Here is a 15,502-nt window from a genome sequence, read left to right on the forward strand (position 1 = left end):
AGCTATGTAAAGACTCAAACGCCTTTGTCTGAACCAATCACATTCAGGAGATCATTATGGAACAAGTCATTGCCCGGATCGCATCCGCAGCAGGCATATCCGAAGACCTCGCCATGACCGCCGTCAAGATCATTCTCAACTTCCTCTCCAAGGAAGCCCCCGAAGACAAAATGAATATGCTGGTTGAGGCTCTGGGAGCGCAGCCGCTTATGGAAAGCGCTGCTGAAACCGAGGAAAGCGGTGGCGGGCTGCTTGGCGGCTTGATGGGCGGCATGGGTGGCATGGGCGGTGCCATGGCTGCGCTGAACCAGTTGACCAGCGAAGGCCTAAGCATGGGTGAGATACAGACCGTCGCTTCGGAGCTGATTACCGTCGCCAAGGAAAATGCAGACGATAGTCTGGTGGATGATGTCGTCAATTCTGTGCCTGCACTTCGCCAGATCCTGTAATTGGACACATCCAATACTTGCAGACCGCCTCTTTATACTACACTGTGTTGGTGGTGATCATACCCTATGCTCGCTGCCAACAATCAGGAGGATGGTGCCGGGCGGACCATGGGTGAATAGCTCGGTCACCATTTATTGTGTGGAGGCAAGTTATGACATCTTATTCTATTGCAAAAATCGAGGGAATCGGACCCGTCTATACCGAGAAGCTGAAGGCTGTTGGCATCACCAACACCAAGGCTTATTTGGAAAAAGCCAAGGATGCCGCTGGGCGCAAGGCTCTGGAAGAGGAGACCGGCATAGACCATGCCCGTATCCTAAAATGGGCGAATATGGCTGATCTAATGCGTATCAAGGGCGTGGGGGAGGAATATTCCGAACTGCTGGAAGCTGCCGGTGTGGACACGGTCAAGGAATTGCGCAATCGCAATGCTGCCAACCTGACCGCTGCCATGAAAGAGGCAAATGTCGAGAAGAAGCTCGTCCGTCAGGTGCCGGCTCTGGGAAATGTTGAAAATTGGGTTGCAGAGGCAAAACAATTGCCTCCCATGATGACCTACTGAACTGATAACACAAGCATATTGAAAAGCCAGCGAACCATGTCGCTGGCTTTTTCAGTTTTTCAGAGCGCTTCAGTTGCGGTTTCTTACACCACGTCTCTGCCGCACCCAACTGGTACTGCGGCCCGTATCTACAATGCCCGTCCTCTACGAGATCAGCGAAGCTGGATCTGTCCATAACGCATGGCTTCAACAACCGTTTGCGTCTTGTTGGCAGCCTGCATTTTCTCGGAGGCATTTTGCAGATGGGCATGCACGGTACGTTGCGAGATATGCAGCTCGTCTGCAATGTCGCCCGCGGTTTTCCCTTCGGCCGTCATGCTCAGAACCAGCTTTTCGCGCGTCGAAAGCTCGCCCGGGCGGCTGGAAAGGATCGGATGCACAGAATGCATCTCTGCCAACTCGTGCTGGATGGTTGTTGTCAGGGCTGTCAGCTCACGTTCGGACACATTCAATTCAGGCCCGGCTACGCAAATGGCCACTTGCATGACATTGAAATGATGAACGTGAATGCCGATCAAGGTGCGATAGGTGCGCGGGCTGGTGCCGCTGCGCTGCAAAAGGCCAATGAGCGAGGATTCCTTGATCCAGCTATTTTCCTTTTCATCAAGATTCCAGCTTGTCGGCTTGGACAAGACGGCAATGCGTCGCAAAAGGTCGTCACTACCGCGCACCTGTGCAAGATGGGCGCTGGACAGAATACTATCACCCCAGTGCTGATAGAGTACCAGTTTGCCAAGGTCTCGGCCGGGAAGGGGGAGGCCTGTGATAAGAATATGCTCTGCACCGAACGATCTGAATCGTGATACGACACTCTCGAAAAAGGCGTCGGGATTTCTGGATGGTTGAGTGACAGAAATGGACTTATCGGAGGGAGCCCAACGGGTATCAGTCATGGATATAAACTGCTGTTTCGATGTTGAAATAAAATCAGACACAAATGCCTGACCGACAAAAAATAAAGCAACAGTCAATCAGGTTGGATTATCTCTTTCCTGACACACTATCGCCTTCCCACTTAGACCCGCTCTAGATGTTGGACTATTGTACAAATCTGGGCAAGCGAAAAAACGGGGAGACAAGATTATCAATGTAATTTTTCGCCAGTATGGTTCAAAAGCTAGGTAAATTTTCCCCAGTTTGATTTTTTAAGATACGGAGCCACATGGAATCGTTCGTAATTTTTGACAGGCTCTAAAACATATGATTCTCTGCTGGGACAGCTATGCGAAAAAACGATGTCCAGCTGGACGATGCGGCAGGAAACGTTTGGACACAAACGGTGGGGCGTTTTTCAGGGGCCGAAAATTTTCGATCAACAGCGCCATTCGGAGAGCTTGCGAAGTAGGGTGTTTAGGCTTTAGTCTAAGGGCTGGAGTGACTTAGCTGCACTTTCTTTGCCAATCTTCAGGACTAGATAAAAATCCGAACTATTCATGTGCTTTCAAACTGAGCTAATGCAAGGCCGAAGCTCCATCGGTTTTTTGCAAAATTTTTTATCCTGTAGAAAGACACATGTCAGAAAACCAGCTTAATTATTGGCTTAGGATAATGAGATAGGACAAAGATCGGTGATGCAAAGTGTATATCCTTGCGATCTGATGCAAAAATAAGTGCAGTGTATCAGTTCACGATAAGGACAGATGCACGAAAAAAGACGATTTGAGGAATGTGCGCAGGGGCGATCAGCTCCTTCGGAATCTTTCCTCTATAATTGGGAGTGAATATGATGAGCGAAGCGTTGAGGATAGCCGAAACATTTCCAGGCTATTCCCGTGAAGACTGGGTCGCGATGGTCGAAAAGGCACTCAAGGGCCAGCCGATTTCTCGCCTCACAACGAAAACAGTAGACGGCACGGAAATCACCCCGATTTTCGAAAGAGCCGCAGGAAAAGCGCCTTTGGCGATGCGCGCCAAGGATACCCCTTGGGCCGTTTGTCAGCGGATGGATCATCCTGATGCAGCCAAGGCAAATGAACTGGTTTTGAATGACCTTCTGAACGGCGTAAACATGATCAGCATTCCGTTTGCTGGTAGCGCCACCGCCCGTGGCTACGGTCTGGCAGCAGACAAGGATGTTCTTGCAAAGGCTTTGAACGAAGTCGTCATGGATCTGATTGCATTCCGTCTGGAAACCGGGGCTGCTGGTGATGCTGCTGCCAAGGCTTTCGCGGATGTTGTTGCAGACAAGGGCGCAGATGCTGCTTCTGTGAAGGTTTCCTTCGGCCTGGATCCAATCGGTTGTTTTGCAAGCACCGGTGCTCTGCCGTCCGATTGGGCCGCAACTCTGGTCAGCACGATCAAGGATCTGAAAGCCAAAGGCTTCAAGGGACCATTCATTACCGCTGATGCACGGCCTTACCATGATGCCGGCGCTAGCGACGCACAGGAACTGGGTGCAGTTGCTGCAACCATCGTCGCTTACTGGCGTGTTCTGGAAGAAGCCGGTTTCGAGGCTTCTGAAGCTCTTGGCATGATTGATGTGGTGCTTTCCGTTGAAGCAAACCAGTTTGCTTCTCTGGCCAAGATGCGTGCGATGCGTCACTTGTGGGCTCTGATTGTAGAAGCCGCTGGTGTTGATTTCTTGCCTCTCTCCATTCATGCAGAGACCTCCTGGGCAATGATGACGCGCCTTGATCCATATGTGAACATTCTGCGTGAAACCACCGCCTGCTTTGCTGCCGGTGTTGGTGGGGCTGACAGCGTTTGCATCGTTCCGCATACGATGGCACTGGGTCTGCCGACCTGGCATGACCGTCGCATTTCGCGCAACCTGCAGACCATGCTGATCGAAGAATCAAATCTTTATCGCGTAACTGACCCTGCCGCAGGGTCTGGTTATGTTGAAAGCATGACTGATGAAACCGGCGCAATTGCCTGGGCTCTGTTCCAGGAAGCTGAAAAAGCTGGTGGTGCAGTTGAAGCGTTGAAAAAAGGCCTCTTTGTTGATGCAATCGCCAGATCCAACGATGCACGCAACAAGCTAATCGCAACCCGTCGCGCTGCATTGACCGGCGCATCGGCCTTCCCGAACATCGAAGAAAAAGATGTTGAAGTGGTCGACGTTGCTCCGATTGCTCTGGCTCTTCCGGCTGCTGGTGAAACCTGCACGCCTTTGAAGGTGGTTCGCCTTTCCGAGCCTTATGAAGCTCTGCGTGATGCTGCCAAGGTTGCCGGCAATCCTCCGGTCTTCTTTGCCAACATGGGCCGCATTGCCGACTTCACCGCACGCGCAACATGGACCAAAAACTTCTTCGAAGCGGGTGGCATCAAGGCTTTGTCTGACAAAGGCTACACCGATCCGGCAGAAGCTGTTGCCGACTTAAAGGCTTCCGGTGCTGCCATCGCAGCCATCGTTGGTCCTGATGGCCTTTATGAAGAAAATGGTGCCGCATTCGCCAAGGCTCTGAAAGAAGCGGGCGCGAAAATGGTTTATATCGCAGGTCGTCCGAAAGATCTCATGGAAGCACTCTCTGCTGCCGGTGTTGATTCTTTCGCTTTCGAAAGCTGCGATGTGCTTGCTGAACTCAATAAAATTCATGACGTTCTGGGCATTGCCCCGGTCGCCAAGGCAGAAGCATAAGGAGCTGGAATTATGAGCAAGATCCCTAACTTTGCCGACATAGCATTCAAGGCGGCCAGCCCTTCTGTGACCGCTGGTGATTCCCTCTGGCACACGCCGGAAGGTATCGACGTAAAAGACGCCTATGCCGAGAGCGAAATCTCCAAATATGATTTCCTCAACACCTGGCCGGGTCTGGCCCCGTTCGTGCGTGGCCCATATCCTACCATGTATGCACAGCGCCCATGGACGATCCGTCAGTATGCCGGTTTCTCCACCGCTGAAGACTCCAACGCCTTCTACCGCCGCAACCTTGCAGCTGGTCAGAAAGGCCTGTCCATCGCGTTTGACCTTGCAACGCACCGTGGTTACGACTCAGACCATCCGCGCGTTGTTGGTGACGTTGGCATGGCCGGTGTTGCGATTGACAGCATCTATGACATGCGCACCCTGTTCGACGGTATTCCGCTCGACAAGATGTCTGTGTCCATGACCATGAACGGTGCTGTTCTTCCTGTTATGGCGCTGTATATCATCGCCGCAGAAGAGCAGGGTGTTTCTCAGGACAAACTGGCCGGGACCATTCAGAACGACATTCTGAAAGAGTTCATGGTTCGTAACACCTACATCTACCCACCGCATCCTTCCATGCGCATCATCTCGGACATCTTTGCTTATACGTCCCAGAATATGCCGAAATTCAACTCCATCTCGATCTCCGGCTACCACATGCAGGAAGCTGGTGCTACGGCTGACCTTGAGCTGGCCTACACGATCGCTGACGGTCTGGAATATATCGGTGCTGGCGTGGAAACCGGTCTGGATGTGGATGCTTTCGCACCGCGCCTGTCCTTCTTCTGGTCCATCGGCATGAACTTCTTCATGGAAGTTGCCAAGATGCGTGCCGCTCGTCTGGTTTGGGCTAAACTCGTCAAAGAGAAGTTCAATCCGAAGAATCCGAAGTCCTATTCCCTGCGTACCCACTCCCAGACATCTGGTTGGTCGCTCACCGCTCAGGATGTTTACAACAACATCGGGCGTACCGCGATCGAAGCTATGGGCGCAACGCAAGGGCATACCCAGTCTCTGCATACCAACGCTCTTGACGAAGCGCTGGCTCTGCCGACTGACTTCTCTGCACGTATCGCTCGTAACACCCAGCTGTTCCTGCAGCAGGAAAGCATGACCACCAAAGTCATCGACCCTTGGGGCGGTTCTCACTATGTTGAGAAACTCACCGCTGAGCTGGCTGAAAAAGCCCTTGCTCACATCAAGGAAGTTGAAAGCCTTGGCGGCATGGCAAAAGCCATCGAAGCCGGTATTCCTAAACTGCGCATCGAAGAAGCTGCTGCAAAAACTCAGGCTCGCATCGATGGCGGTTCCCAGACTGTTGTTGGCGTGAACAAATACAAGCCAGACTTCGAAGAAGACATCGAAGTGCTGCAGGTTGACAACACCTCTGTTCGTCAGCAGCAGCTCGACAAACTGGCTCGCCTGAGAGCTGAACGTGATCAGGGTGAAGTGGATCAGGCTCTTGCTGACCTGACCGCAGCAGCCGAGCAGGGCACTGGCAACCTGCTTGATCTCTCCGTTAAGGCAGCGCGCGTTAAAGCCACTGTTGGTGAAATCAGCTACGCACTGGAAAAAGTTTACGGTCGCCATCGCGCCGAAATCAAATCCATCTCCGGTGTCTATCGTAAAGAGGTTGGTGCCATGTCCGACGTCGTACAGAAAGTCTCCAAACTGGTTGATGAGTTCGAAGCAAACGACGGTCGTCGTCCTCGTATCCTCATCGCAAAAATGGGCCAGGATGGTCACGATCGCGGCCAGAAGGTTATTGCGTCCGGCTTTGCTGACCTTGGCTTCGACGTTGATATCGGACCTCTCTTCCAGACCCCTGAAGAAGCTGGCCGTCAGGCTGTCGAGAACGACGTGCATGTGGTTGCTGCCTCTTCGTTGGCTGCTGGTCACTTGACCCTCGTACCGGCTCTGCGTGATGCTCTGGCTGCTGAAGGTCGTCCGGACGTCATGATCGTTGCTGGTGGTGTTATTCCGCCGCAGGATTATGATGCGCTTTATGCTGCGGGCGCCTCTGCCATTTATCCTCCGGGAACGGTTATTGCTGAAGCTGCTATCGATCTCATCGGTCAGCTCAACAAACGCCTTGGCTACACCAAGGACGCTGCTGAATAAGCGCAATGCGCTTTGCTTCAAGCAATTTGACATAAAGAGAGGCCGCCCTTTGGGTGGCCTCTTTTTCGATCTGATGACATGCATTACCTGAGCTGCGACAGGCTGTCTTGGCAGGAAATAGCGGCCTCTTTCTTGACTCTTGTGATGCGCTCCCCACTTGTTGAAGATCTATCCAATGGGAGACTCATATTTCATGCTTATTACCACCACCTCCAGCGTACAGGGCCGCGTCATTCGCGATTACAAGGGCATCGTCAATGGGGAAGCCATTCTGGGCGCCAACGTGTTCAAGGATTTCTTTGCAGGCATCAGGGATATTGTCGGCGGGCGTTCGGGCGCCTATGAATCCGAGCTCCAGCGCGCTCGTGAAATCGCGCTTGATGAAATGACCCAGCACGCCCATCGTCTGGGCGCCAATGCGATCATCGGCGTGGATGTCGATTATGAAACCGTTGGCGACAAAGGCTCTATGCTGATGGTGGCTGCCTCTGGAACAGCTGTCGTCATTGAGTAACGAATCGTCGATACTCTCATCTGAATATATCCGGCAATAGCCAACGCTATCCGGTGCGTGAGGCGTCCTTTGAAGCGGTCGCAGGGACGGGCGTCTTGAAAGGTGAGACAATCAGATGAAAAATCTATGTGTTTTCTGCGGCTCCAGTTGGGGGCGCAGAAAAGAATTCGAAGAAGCTGCCATAAATCTGTCGAAAGAGATTGCGCGGCGCGGCTATGGTCTTGTCTATGGCGGGTCTTCTGCTGGACTGATGGGTGCCTGTGCCGATGCTGCCTTGGCCGAAGGGGGCAAGGTGATCGGTATCCTGCCTGATGCGCTCAAAGCCAAGGAAATAGATCATAAGGGGCTAACCGAACTGCATTTGGTGGAAAGCATGCATGAGCGCAAAAAGCTGATGGAAGAGCTTTCCGATGGCTTCATATCGATTCCCGGCGGCATTGGCACGATGGATGAGCTGTTCGAGATGTGGACCTGGGCCACGCTGGGTTGGCACGAAAAGCCTTCTGCGCTTTTCAATGTTGCTGGCTATTATGATGATCTCATCCGGTTTCTGGATCGTACCGCAGAAGATGCTTTCGTCAAGCATGAGCATCGAGACATGCTAATTGTCGAAACGGACATTGCACGGCTATTCGACCGTCTGGAAAACTATGCCGCCCCGAAGGTTGGCAAATGGATTCCAAAAGATGATGCTCTCTAGGATAGCGTGTCTGTCTTTTGGCATGGTAGCATTTCGATGTGACGCAGACTTTTGGTCCTGACCAGAAAGAGGCATTTATGGTTGAATTTATAAGATTGTCCGATTGTCCCGCCATCGTCGAGCAATGCGCCAGCTTTCATGCAACGCTCTCTGGTGATGACAGCGGCGAGGGGTTGGAGATGCGCATAGCAGCCTTCCGTCGACTCGCTCTGGATGGTGAACAGGAAGATGGGATCGTGGCGCTCTTTGATGAAGGCGATCAGAAGGGAAAGATTGCAGGTCTTGCGGTTTTGCTTGCAGCCGAGTTGGAGGCCTTTGAAGAGCTGGGACCTTGGCAGACTGGCGTGAAAATCAGTCCGGCAGTCAAGGATCAGGAAGCTTTGAAATCTGTTCTGAGCGATCAGGTTGAAGCTCTAGCTCTGGATCTGGGCCACGATCAAATCTTCGTGCATGCAGACGAGCGAAGCTGGTTTGAAGCGCGAGGCTATTCCGAGATAGAAGCCTTTGAAAGAGGCGGGGAGACTTTTTGGGTGCTTGGAAAGGCATTGTAAAATAACAAAAAGCCCCTTTTGTCATGGTCTGTATGACCTGAGACAAGAGGGGCTCTTTGAATACTTCAAACTTGCTTTCTTCTACAAGGTCAAAAGGCCTTTCAGATCCTTGAACTGGGCAACCGGGGAGAGATCGCGATATTCATCCAGATCGGCTGTGCGGTTAATCCAGACCGTGCGGAAACCGTAAGCCGTCGCGCCAGCCACATCCCAACGGTTGGAAGACTGGAAAGAAATGGCTTCTGGGAAACAGCGGAACGCTGTCATGGCCAGATCATAAACCGATGACTGGGTCTTATAGGTCTTCACATCATCGGCGCTCAGGATATGGTCGAAAAGGTCGCCTAAGCCGTTTTTTGCGACAGCAGCGTCCAGCATCTTGCGGGTGCCGTTTGACAAGATAGCCAATTGCGCGTCGCGGGCCTTTAATTCTTCAAGAACCGGGCGAACATCTTCAAAGGCATCGGCCTCATGATAGGTGTCCAGCAAGGCCTGACGCATGGATCGATCAGCATCTGGAATGCGCTCATAGGCAAAATCGAGGGCGCGTTCTGTCAGTGTCCAAAAATCGACATAGCGGCCGGTGAGGGCGCGCACCCAGCTATATTCAAGCTGCTTTGACCGCCAGATTTCGGAAAGATGCGCTGCGTTGGGGCCGAGTCGGTCTGAATATCGACGCACGGCAGCATGCACATCGAAAAGGGTTCCATAAGCATCAAATACATAAATTGAGCATGCGTCTGAGCCAGCCATGCTTTTTTCTCCTTGAAATGTCTTTTGGATAGGCCACGAAAGTCGTCCGGGTAAATTTGCACCATTCGCAACTGAAGTGAGGCCCTATAATTTGCACAGGCGTTATAAGAATGCAACGTGTGATCACAGGATATGTTCCAGAGTTATCGGGAAGATTTTTATTGATTTGATGAACAATATGTATCGCTTTTTGCAGATTTTGGGCCTATAAGAATGAACCTCATCTATTTGCACTCCGCTCAAGGAATGGCTTGACCTGAGGCTGCTTTATGGTTTCCATCTAGCTTGCAGTCATCCAGCTCCCACCCCTTGAACCCGGTTCAATCAGCCCCAATCAAAATGAGACAGTTTGCCTCACGAGACTTTTTTTCAAGATTGTCGGGTTTCCGCTATGGATAGGGGAGCGAGCGAGAGGAAATAAAAGCAAGGAATATTTCAATGGCAGAATTTTCACAAACTTGGACTTGGTATAAAGGCGAATGGCTCGAAGGCAACCCGGCGATGATGGGCCCACGCGCACACGCATTCTGGCAGGGCTCGACCGTATTTGACGGTGCCCGCTATTTCGAAGGCGTGATGCCCGATCTTGATCGCCACTGTGAGCGTATCAATCGCTCTTGCGAAACCCTTCTCATGAAGCCGACCATGAAGACCGGCGAAATCATGGAACTGGCTGCTGAAGGTTGTCAGAAATTTGGCGGTCGCGCTGTTTATATTCGCCCGACCTATTGGGGCCTTGGCAGCTTGGCGTCCGTGATCAATGTGGATCCAGATGACATTGAGTTCTGCCTGACGCTGTTTGATGCAGAGATGCCTGATCCGAACAATGGCACCCGTGTAACCACCACCAAATTCCGTCGTCCGACCCTTGAGACGATGCCAACCAACGCCAAGGCATCCGGTCTTTACATCAACAATGCCCGTTGCCTGAAAGAGGCCATGGACAAGGGTTTTGACAATGCCATTGTCTGCGACATGCTTGGCAACGTGGCCGAACTGGCAACCGCCAACTTCTTCATCGTCAAGGATGGTATCGTCAAGACTTCCGTTCCCAACGGCAGTTTCCTGAATGGTATTACCCGTCAGCGCACAATCCAGTTGCTGCGCGACGCCGGCGAAACCGTCGTCGAATGCTCTTTGACCCTTGATGACTGCCGCGAAGCGGATGAAATGTTCTCGACCGGCAACTACTCCAAGGTTGTTCCGATCCTGGCATTTGATGATCGTCAATATGACCATGGCCCGATCGCCAAGAAGGCGCGTGAGCTATACTGGGAATTCGCGTTCAAGAAATAAGGGGTGCGGGGTAACCTGCAGGTCCTGAAAATTTAAGGGGAAGGGATTGACCTTCCCCTTTTTTGTTTCCAGATTTCCGATAGTGGTTAAGTGTTGTGATTTGCCCTGCTTTTGACATTTTACTGGCTTACTGAGTGAGCTAAAGAGAAATAGGCATCAGCAATATATGCCCGCCTCAAATTCGATAGCCTCCATTTGATGGCTCTGCCCAGAGCACAAGTAAGGTTGAGATGGGCGTGTTAAAGATGCTTAGCCGGATCAGGAAGGGTTAAAAATTGCCTTTCAAGATCTGGGCAGGAGATCACCGTCAGGAGCAAAATGATGAAAAGCAAACGACCCCTATCGTTTCTGATTGTTGCAAGCCTGTCGATTGCGTTTGTGCTGCCCATTATTGACGCAGCCAGTGCATTCCCATCCGGCGCGTCTTCGGATAGTGCCCCCCAAGGGCTGGGAATGCTTGTGCAGGCCGCTTCATCCAGGCCATCCAAGCAGGTTACCACCGGCAACGCCCACAATATTCGCCCCAATCCGAAACCGTCCAAATGCCTGATGCTTGCCAAGAAAATCGGCGCATCCCGCGTGTGGTGGGGACGCCATGTCGGGGCCAAGGAAGTGGAAGATGACGATCTTTTCTTCTCGGTCGGTCCGCGCAGGGTTGAGTTCGATGATATCGGGTGCTTCCGCACCAAAAAGGATTGCCAGAACTGGCTCTACTGGAAGCGAACGGAATATCCGATTTTTGCCTCCATCAGTCCATGCCGCAGAGGGTTGTAATCTTCTCTGCGTGAGCGCACTGCCCTCATGATTGTCTGAAGACAATTGATCGTCAAAAAGAAAACCCCACCTCGATGAGATGGGGTTTCTTTTTATCTTTACGGGCTAGTGGTGAGCGATAGGCAACCCACGCGCCCCTTACGTCTCTGAGCGATATCAGGAAGCGGCTTCGAGAAGCTCGGCTACATATTCCCAGTTGACCAGATTGTCGAACCAAGCCTCAAGATATTTCGGGCGCGCGTTGCGATAGTCGATATAATAGGAATGTTCCCAAACATCGCAGCCAAGCAGCGGTGTTCCGCCGTGAACCAACGGGTTTTCGCCATTCGGGGTCTTGGTCACAGCAAGCTTGCCGTCTACCAGAGCCAGCCATGCCCAGCCGGAACCGAACTGGGTAACACCAGCATTGATGAAGTCAGCGCGGAACTTGTCCATGCCGCCGAGATCTTCTTCGATCTTGGCTGCCAGAGCGCCCGGAATGCCGCCTTCCTTGGCAACAGGCTTCATCCATTTCCAGAAATGAACGTGGTTGTAATGCTGAGCTGCGTTATTGAAGAGACCGGCATTTTTGCCGAAGCTTTCCTTGATCACATCTTCAAGGCTTTTGCCTTCCAGACCGGAGTCCTTGAGAAGGTTGTTGCCGTTGGTGACGTAAGCCATGTGGTGCTTGTCGTGGTGGAATTCGAGGGTCTCTGCAGACATGAAATCGCCAAGAGCGTCATAGGCATATGGAAGTTCGGGAAGTTCAAAAGCCATTGAAATATCTCCATTTAATTGAAAGGGCTACCGGCGGGAAAGTCGGTGGAATTTTGATATGTATCAAAAATAATGGTTATTGCTTATGACCACAAGGGGAGCCAAACGCATTTTCTTGAAACAGCACCAAATTCACAAACTTTCAGGTTGCGGAAGACCAAAAATTCCTGGTCAGATAGGTTAAGCAACCTACCATCTTCTCAAGCAATGCGCGAGGAAGCCTTTTGTTCCATGCCGAACAGGGAAATCAGTTTTTCTTCAAAAATTCTTGGAGAAAAATCTTCTTCGCGAATGCGCTCAAAACAGGCTTGCTTGATTCTGTCGATCTGGGGCCGATCTTCCAATAGCTCCTGAAGCTTGACGGCGAGAAGAAACGCATCTCCGATGGGAACCAGTGGCGCAACCATGCCGCCTTTCAGAATATCCATCGGGCCGCTGGCGCAAGTGGAAACGCAAGCGATGCCCGCATCCATCATTTGACAAAGGGAAAAGGAATAAGGGGCATTGGCTGCTGCCAGGCAATAAAGATCGAAGGCCTCTGCCATTTCTGCTGCGTCCATCGGGCCCATAAATTCTACAAAGGGAGCGATATGATCTGCCAGTTCCTTCAACTCATGCTCCAGTGGGCCTTGCCCGGCGATGACAAATTTAACATCCGGACAACTCTGGTGTAGCAGCTGGGCTGCATGAAGGAAGGTACCCAGTCCGTCGCCTTCTTCGAAGGGGCCACTCGTACCAATCGTCAAGGGGGTGTCTTCAGCCGAAGGCAGAGGCTTGATTTCTGAGAATTGGGTCTCGTAAGGGTAGGGCATGACATCTACAGGGACTTCGCCCTCGAACAAATGCTCAGCCTCTTCCGAAACGCTCGATGTAAGAGTCACCAGACGGTTGGCATGTTTGAACCCATCAAGCATATCATCATGGCATACGCCGATAACCTTCCGTGCGATCTGCCCCAATCCACGGCAGGCAAAGGCTTCGTGACTGATCGCAAAATCGAAGCGAAAGCGCCGCGTTGCTGTCAGAATCGGCCAGAGCTGCGGCGTGCGTTGAAGCAGCTTTCGGGAGAAGTCCGAGACGGGATACATATTGTAGCCCATGGAGCGCGCATCTTCGGCAAATGGCGAGCCATTTGGGGCCATGATGGTAATGTCGAAGCGCTTGGAATGGGTCAGGTGATGCAGATAGATATCATAGGCTTCCAGAATAGCCGCATCCTTCCGCTCTGGCGCAAAAAACAGCAGTGATTTGCGCGGCTGCTCGGGATTGACGTGACTATCCATCGTCTGCATTCCTGTGTCTCCGGTGGTTGTCTACTTGAAAGGACTACCGGGCAAACCCTTGCATTTGGCAATCCTTACCACCCTTTGAGTCTATGACAGAATTCCCGCGCTACTGCAACAAGGTGGCAATGCTGAACAAAGCGCCGCAACAGAATGGTTGGGAAAACCCTTGATCGCTTGATTTCTGCTCTGCGATTGGCGAAAAGAAGGAAGGCCAGAGCCTGAAGGCCGTCAGACCTGACACATTCCAAATATATCGCTTATCCGCGACCTTTCTCTCTCGTGAATTCAACACCAGCTTTTCAATAAATAAAGAAGAAAATGCCATGACCATTGCTCCAAACTGGCAACAAGCCGAACGAGTCGCCAAAGAAATCTGCTCAGTCTGGGGCGCCGATGCGCCCGGTGGTGTCATTGTGGCTTTCGACGCTGAAGGGGACAGGCTCTCTGTTGCCTCAGGCCTTGAAAATCTCTCCACGGGCAAAGCCTTTTCAGATCAGTCCGTGGGCCGCTTTGCTTCGATTACCAAGCATCTTTTCTGCACTCTGGTTCTTCAGCATCCTGATTTGTTGTCCGTTGATGATCGTCTCGGGGCGCATTTGCCTGAGCTTGGCGAGCCGCTCGCCAGCGTGACTGTTGGTCAGGCTCTGGATATGAGCGGCGGTCTGCCAGATATGCGTGAATGCCTTTCACTGCTGGGCCTGTCGGTTTACACAGAGACAAGCGAAGAAGCCAACCATGCCTTCATGGTGCGCCAGAGGCGGCTTAACTTTGATGCCGGTACCGAGGTGTCCTATTCCAATACGGGCTACCGGCTGGTTGAAATGATCCTCAAGCGCAAGGGTGTTCTGCTGCGGGATTTCCTCAAAGATACAATCAATTCAGAGCTGGGCACCGCCTTTGATGCCCCCCATGTGTGGGCAGAACCCGTCAAGGATCTATGCCCGGGCTATTGGTTCGATGGTAACACGTGGTTGCAGTCGGCAGCCGGTCTTCAGATTTCAGCTTCAGGCAGTGTGACCACATCGGCCTCCGGCATGAGCAAATGGCTGCGCACTTTGATGGCTGGGAAAGGCAAATGGGCAGGTATCCTTGATCAATTGTCCGCTCCTCGAAAACTCGAAAACGGCACAGTCACCGGCTACGGGCTCGGCATTACAGATACCCTTCTGGGAGATCGTGTTTTGATCGGGCATGGTGGCAGCCATCCCGGCTACAAGGCCTATATCATGATGGATCGGCCAACAGGAACCGGCATTGTCTTCCTCTCGAACAGGGATGATGCGGATTCTCGCGACACTGCTTCGCGTGTCATGGCGGCCTTGCTCGATCTGCCCATGCCCAAGCCAGCACCAAGACGCCTTCCGGAAGGATTATACGTGGCAGAGACAGGTCCTTTCTGGCTCGAAGTGGCAGATGGAAACGCAACATGGCTCGATGATGCCAGCGGTCTATATGAAGAGGGCGACAACAAAGTGTCTACCCGTTCTGCCACATCCCAGTTGGAGCTTAAGTGGGATGGTGAGGCCCTTGTCGGAACGGTTGGCTATGTGCCCCGGCATTTGGTTCGAGCAACTGCTGAGACTGTTTGTGATCAGCTCAATGGTTTGTGGCGCAGCGATGAAGGGGCGTTTCTGGAGATTTCCAACGGGAGCCTCACAATGGGGGTGGGCCCCATTCGCCAAACCGTTCCGCTCACGTCTATTGGGGGCGGACGCTATCTGTTCACGATCACTGATAGCCTCTGGACCAAACGCGTTTGTCTCAATTGTCTTGAAACGGACCGCATTGAGTTGGCTCTTAGCCGTGCCCGCATGATCGAATATAAGCGCGTTCGTTGATCACGATTGCGTGAGGTTAAGAATGGAAAAGGCCCGCTTTTGACTGTTTTTAGCGAAATTTTGCAGCATTCAGTTGTTTTGCATGGAGTGAATAAGTCGCTAGAAATAGTTTTGCGAGCTCGCCCTTTGGTTTTAAATATATGTGAACGTTACAGCTATATAATACTATCCATAGGTCTTGCTCTAGATAAAAATAGTATCACATATATTTGTTTTGAATATGTTTGAATTCAGGGATGTTATAGCTTCTCTCGGACATATACTTGGCAA

General features: G+C 51.9%; 15 protein-coding genes. 10 read left to right on the top strand and 5 right to left on the bottom strand.

Going from position 1 to position 15,502, the window contains the following annotated elements; translation table 11 throughout:
- Nucleotides 1–56: 56 nt before the first annotated feature.
- Both BM258_RS01430 and BM258_RS01435 read left to right on the top strand, forming a co-directional pair.
- Nucleotides 57–449 carry a hypothetical protein gene (locus BM258_RS01430; protein WP_090068101.1) on the top strand — a complete coding sequence of 131 codons (393 nt, stop codon included), beginning with the start codon at nt 57–59 and terminating at the stop codon, nt 447–449.
- A gap of 152 nt (nt 450–601) precedes the next feature.
- A complete protein-coding gene (locus BM258_RS01435; RefSeq protein WP_090068103.1) occupies nt 602–1,012 on the top strand; it encodes a DUF4332 domain-containing protein in 411 nt (136 codons plus the stop codon).
- 152 nt (nt 1,013–1,164) lie between these two features.
- On the opposite strand, the gene BM258_RS01440 is transcribed toward BM258_RS01435, so the two are convergent.
- Nucleotides 1,165–1,905, bottom strand: coding sequence for a helix-turn-helix transcriptional regulator (locus BM258_RS01440; RefSeq protein WP_090068105.1), 741 nt, complete (start codon nt 1,903–1,905; stop codon nt 1,165–1,167).
- An 830-nt stretch (nt 1,906–2,735) separates the two neighbouring features.
- Here BM258_RS01440 and BM258_RS01445 point away from each other — a divergent pair.
- The 5 genes from BM258_RS01445 to BM258_RS01465 all read left to right on the top strand — a co-directional run bounded on the left by BM258_RS01445 (nt 2,736) and on the right by BM258_RS01465 (nt 8,529).
- Entirely contained in the window at nt 2,736–4,592 is a 1,857-nt protein-coding gene (locus BM258_RS01445) for a methylmalonyl-CoA mutase family protein (protein ID WP_090068107.1), read from the top strand.
- Between the two features lie 12 nt (nt 4,593–4,604).
- Entirely contained in the window at nt 4,605–6,764 is a 2,160-nt protein-coding gene (gene scpA / locus BM258_RS01450) for a methylmalonyl-CoA mutase (RefSeq protein WP_090068109.1), read from the top strand.
- A 193-nt stretch (nt 6,765–6,957) separates the two neighbouring features.
- A complete protein-coding gene (locus BM258_RS01455) occupies nt 6,958–7,278 on the top strand; it encodes a heavy metal-binding domain-containing protein (protein WP_090068917.1) in 321 nt (106 codons plus the stop codon).
- Between the two features lie 115 nt (nt 7,279–7,393).
- Nucleotides 7,394–7,978 carry an LOG family protein gene (locus tag BM258_RS01460; RefSeq protein ID WP_090068111.1) on the top strand — a complete coding sequence of 195 codons (585 nt, stop codon included), beginning with the start codon at nt 7,394–7,396 and terminating at the stop codon, nt 7,976–7,978.
- Nucleotides 7,979–8,055: 77 nt separating this feature from the next.
- A complete protein-coding gene (locus BM258_RS01465) occupies nt 8,056–8,529 on the top strand; it encodes a hypothetical protein (RefSeq protein ID WP_090068113.1) in 474 nt (157 codons plus the stop codon).
- 81 nt (nt 8,530–8,610) lie between these two features.
- Here the strand turns inward: BM258_RS01465 and BM258_RS01470 are convergent, their stop codons facing one another.
- Nucleotides 8,611–9,282: a haloacid dehalogenase type II gene (locus tag BM258_RS01470; protein ID WP_090068115.1), complete on the bottom strand. Its 672-nt coding sequence runs from the start codon at nt 9,280–9,282 to the stop codon at nt 8,611–8,613.
- A gap of 438 nt (nt 9,283–9,720) precedes the next feature.
- Here BM258_RS01470 and BM258_RS01475 point away from each other — a divergent pair, with 438 nt between their 5' ends.
- Nucleotides 9,721–10,578: a branched-chain amino acid aminotransferase gene (locus BM258_RS01475; RefSeq protein ID WP_090068117.1), complete on the top strand. Its 858-nt coding sequence runs from the start codon at nt 9,721–9,723 to the stop codon at nt 10,576–10,578.
- 321 nt (nt 10,579–10,899) lie between these two features.
- Nucleotides 10,900–11,352, top strand: coding sequence for a hypothetical protein (locus BM258_RS01480; protein ID WP_090068118.1), 453 nt, complete (start codon nt 10,900–10,902; stop codon nt 11,350–11,352).
- 156 nt (nt 11,353–11,508) lie between these two features.
- On the opposite strand, the gene BM258_RS01485 is transcribed toward BM258_RS01480, so the two are convergent.
- From BM258_RS01485 to BM258_RS01495, 3 genes are all read right to left on the bottom strand, one after another.
- Nucleotides 11,509–12,108 (bottom strand): superoxide dismutase, encoded by a 600-nt coding sequence (locus BM258_RS01485; protein ID WP_090068120.1) that lies wholly within the window; start codon nt 12,106–12,108, stop codon nt 11,509–11,511.
- 200 nt (nt 12,109–12,308) lie between these two features.
- Complete coding sequence (locus BM258_RS01490; RefSeq protein ID WP_090068122.1) at nt 12,309–13,400, bottom strand: glycosyltransferase; 1,092 nt, start codon at nt 13,398–13,400, stop codon at nt 12,309–12,311.
- A gap of 100 nt (nt 13,401–13,500) precedes the next feature.
- Nucleotides 13,501–13,719, bottom strand: a complete 219-nt coding sequence (locus BM258_RS01495) for a hypothetical protein (RefSeq protein WP_090068124.1) — start codon at nt 13,717–13,719, stop codon at nt 13,501–13,503.
- Between BM258_RS01495 and BM258_RS01500 the strand changes: the two genes are divergently transcribed.
- A complete protein-coding gene (locus BM258_RS01500; protein WP_090068126.1) occupies nt 13,718–15,232 on the top strand; it encodes a serine hydrolase domain-containing protein in 1,515 nt (504 codons plus the stop codon). The genes BM258_RS01495 and BM258_RS01500 overlap by 2 nt on opposite strands.
- The last annotated feature ends 270 nt before the right edge of the window (nt 15,233–15,502 follow it).

The organism is Cohaesibacter marisflavi (assembly GCF_900115225.1).
GTDB classification, from domain to species: domain Bacteria; phylum Pseudomonadota; class Alphaproteobacteria; order Rhizobiales; family Cohaesibacteraceae; genus Cohaesibacter; species Cohaesibacter marisflavi.

Coding starts and splice junctions, on each gene's coding strand:
- BM258_RS01430 (WP_090068101.1), top strand. CDS start 57: ATGGAACAAGTCATTGCCCGGATCGCATCCGCAGCAGGCATATCCGAA.
- BM258_RS01435 (WP_090068103.1), top strand. CDS start 602: ATGACATCTTATTCTATTGCAAAAATCGAGGGAATCGGACCCGTCTAT.
- BM258_RS01440 (WP_090068105.1), bottom strand. CDS start 1,905: ATGACTGATACCCGTTGGGCTCCCTCCGATAAGTCCATTTCTGTCACT.
- BM258_RS01445 (WP_090068107.1), top strand. CDS start 2,736: ATGATGAGCGAAGCGTTGAGGATAGCCGAAACATTTCCAGGCTATTCC.
- scpA (WP_090068109.1), top strand. CDS start 4,605: ATGAGCAAGATCCCTAACTTTGCCGACATAGCATTCAAGGCGGCCAGC.
- BM258_RS01455 (WP_090068917.1), top strand. CDS start 6,958: ATGCTTATTACCACCACCTCCAGCGTACAGGGCCGCGTCATTCGCGAT.
- BM258_RS01460 (WP_090068111.1), top strand. CDS start 7,394: ATGAAAAATCTATGTGTTTTCTGCGGCTCCAGTTGGGGGCGCAGAAAA.
- BM258_RS01465 (WP_090068113.1), top strand. CDS start 8,056: ATGGTTGAATTTATAAGATTGTCCGATTGTCCCGCCATCGTCGAGCAA.
- BM258_RS01470 (WP_090068115.1), bottom strand. CDS start 9,282: ATGGCTGGCTCAGACGCATGCTCAATTTATGTATTTGATGCTTATGGA.
- BM258_RS01475 (WP_090068117.1), top strand. CDS start 9,721: ATGGCAGAATTTTCACAAACTTGGACTTGGTATAAAGGCGAATGGCTC.
- BM258_RS01480 (WP_090068118.1), top strand. CDS start 10,900: ATGAAAAGCAAACGACCCCTATCGTTTCTGATTGTTGCAAGCCTGTCG.
- BM258_RS01485 (WP_090068120.1), bottom strand. CDS start 12,108: ATGGCTTTTGAACTTCCCGAACTTCCATATGCCTATGACGCTCTTGGC.
- BM258_RS01490 (WP_090068122.1), bottom strand. CDS start 13,400: ATGCAGACGATGGATAGTCACGTCAATCCCGAGCAGCCGCGCAAATCA.
- BM258_RS01500 (WP_090068126.1), top strand. CDS start 13,718: ATGACCATTGCTCCAAACTGGCAACAAGCCGAACGAGTCGCCAAAGAA.
- BM258_RS01495 (WP_090068124.1), bottom strand. CDS start 13,719: ATGGCATTTTCTTCTTTATTTATTGAAAAGCTGGTGTTGAATTCACGA.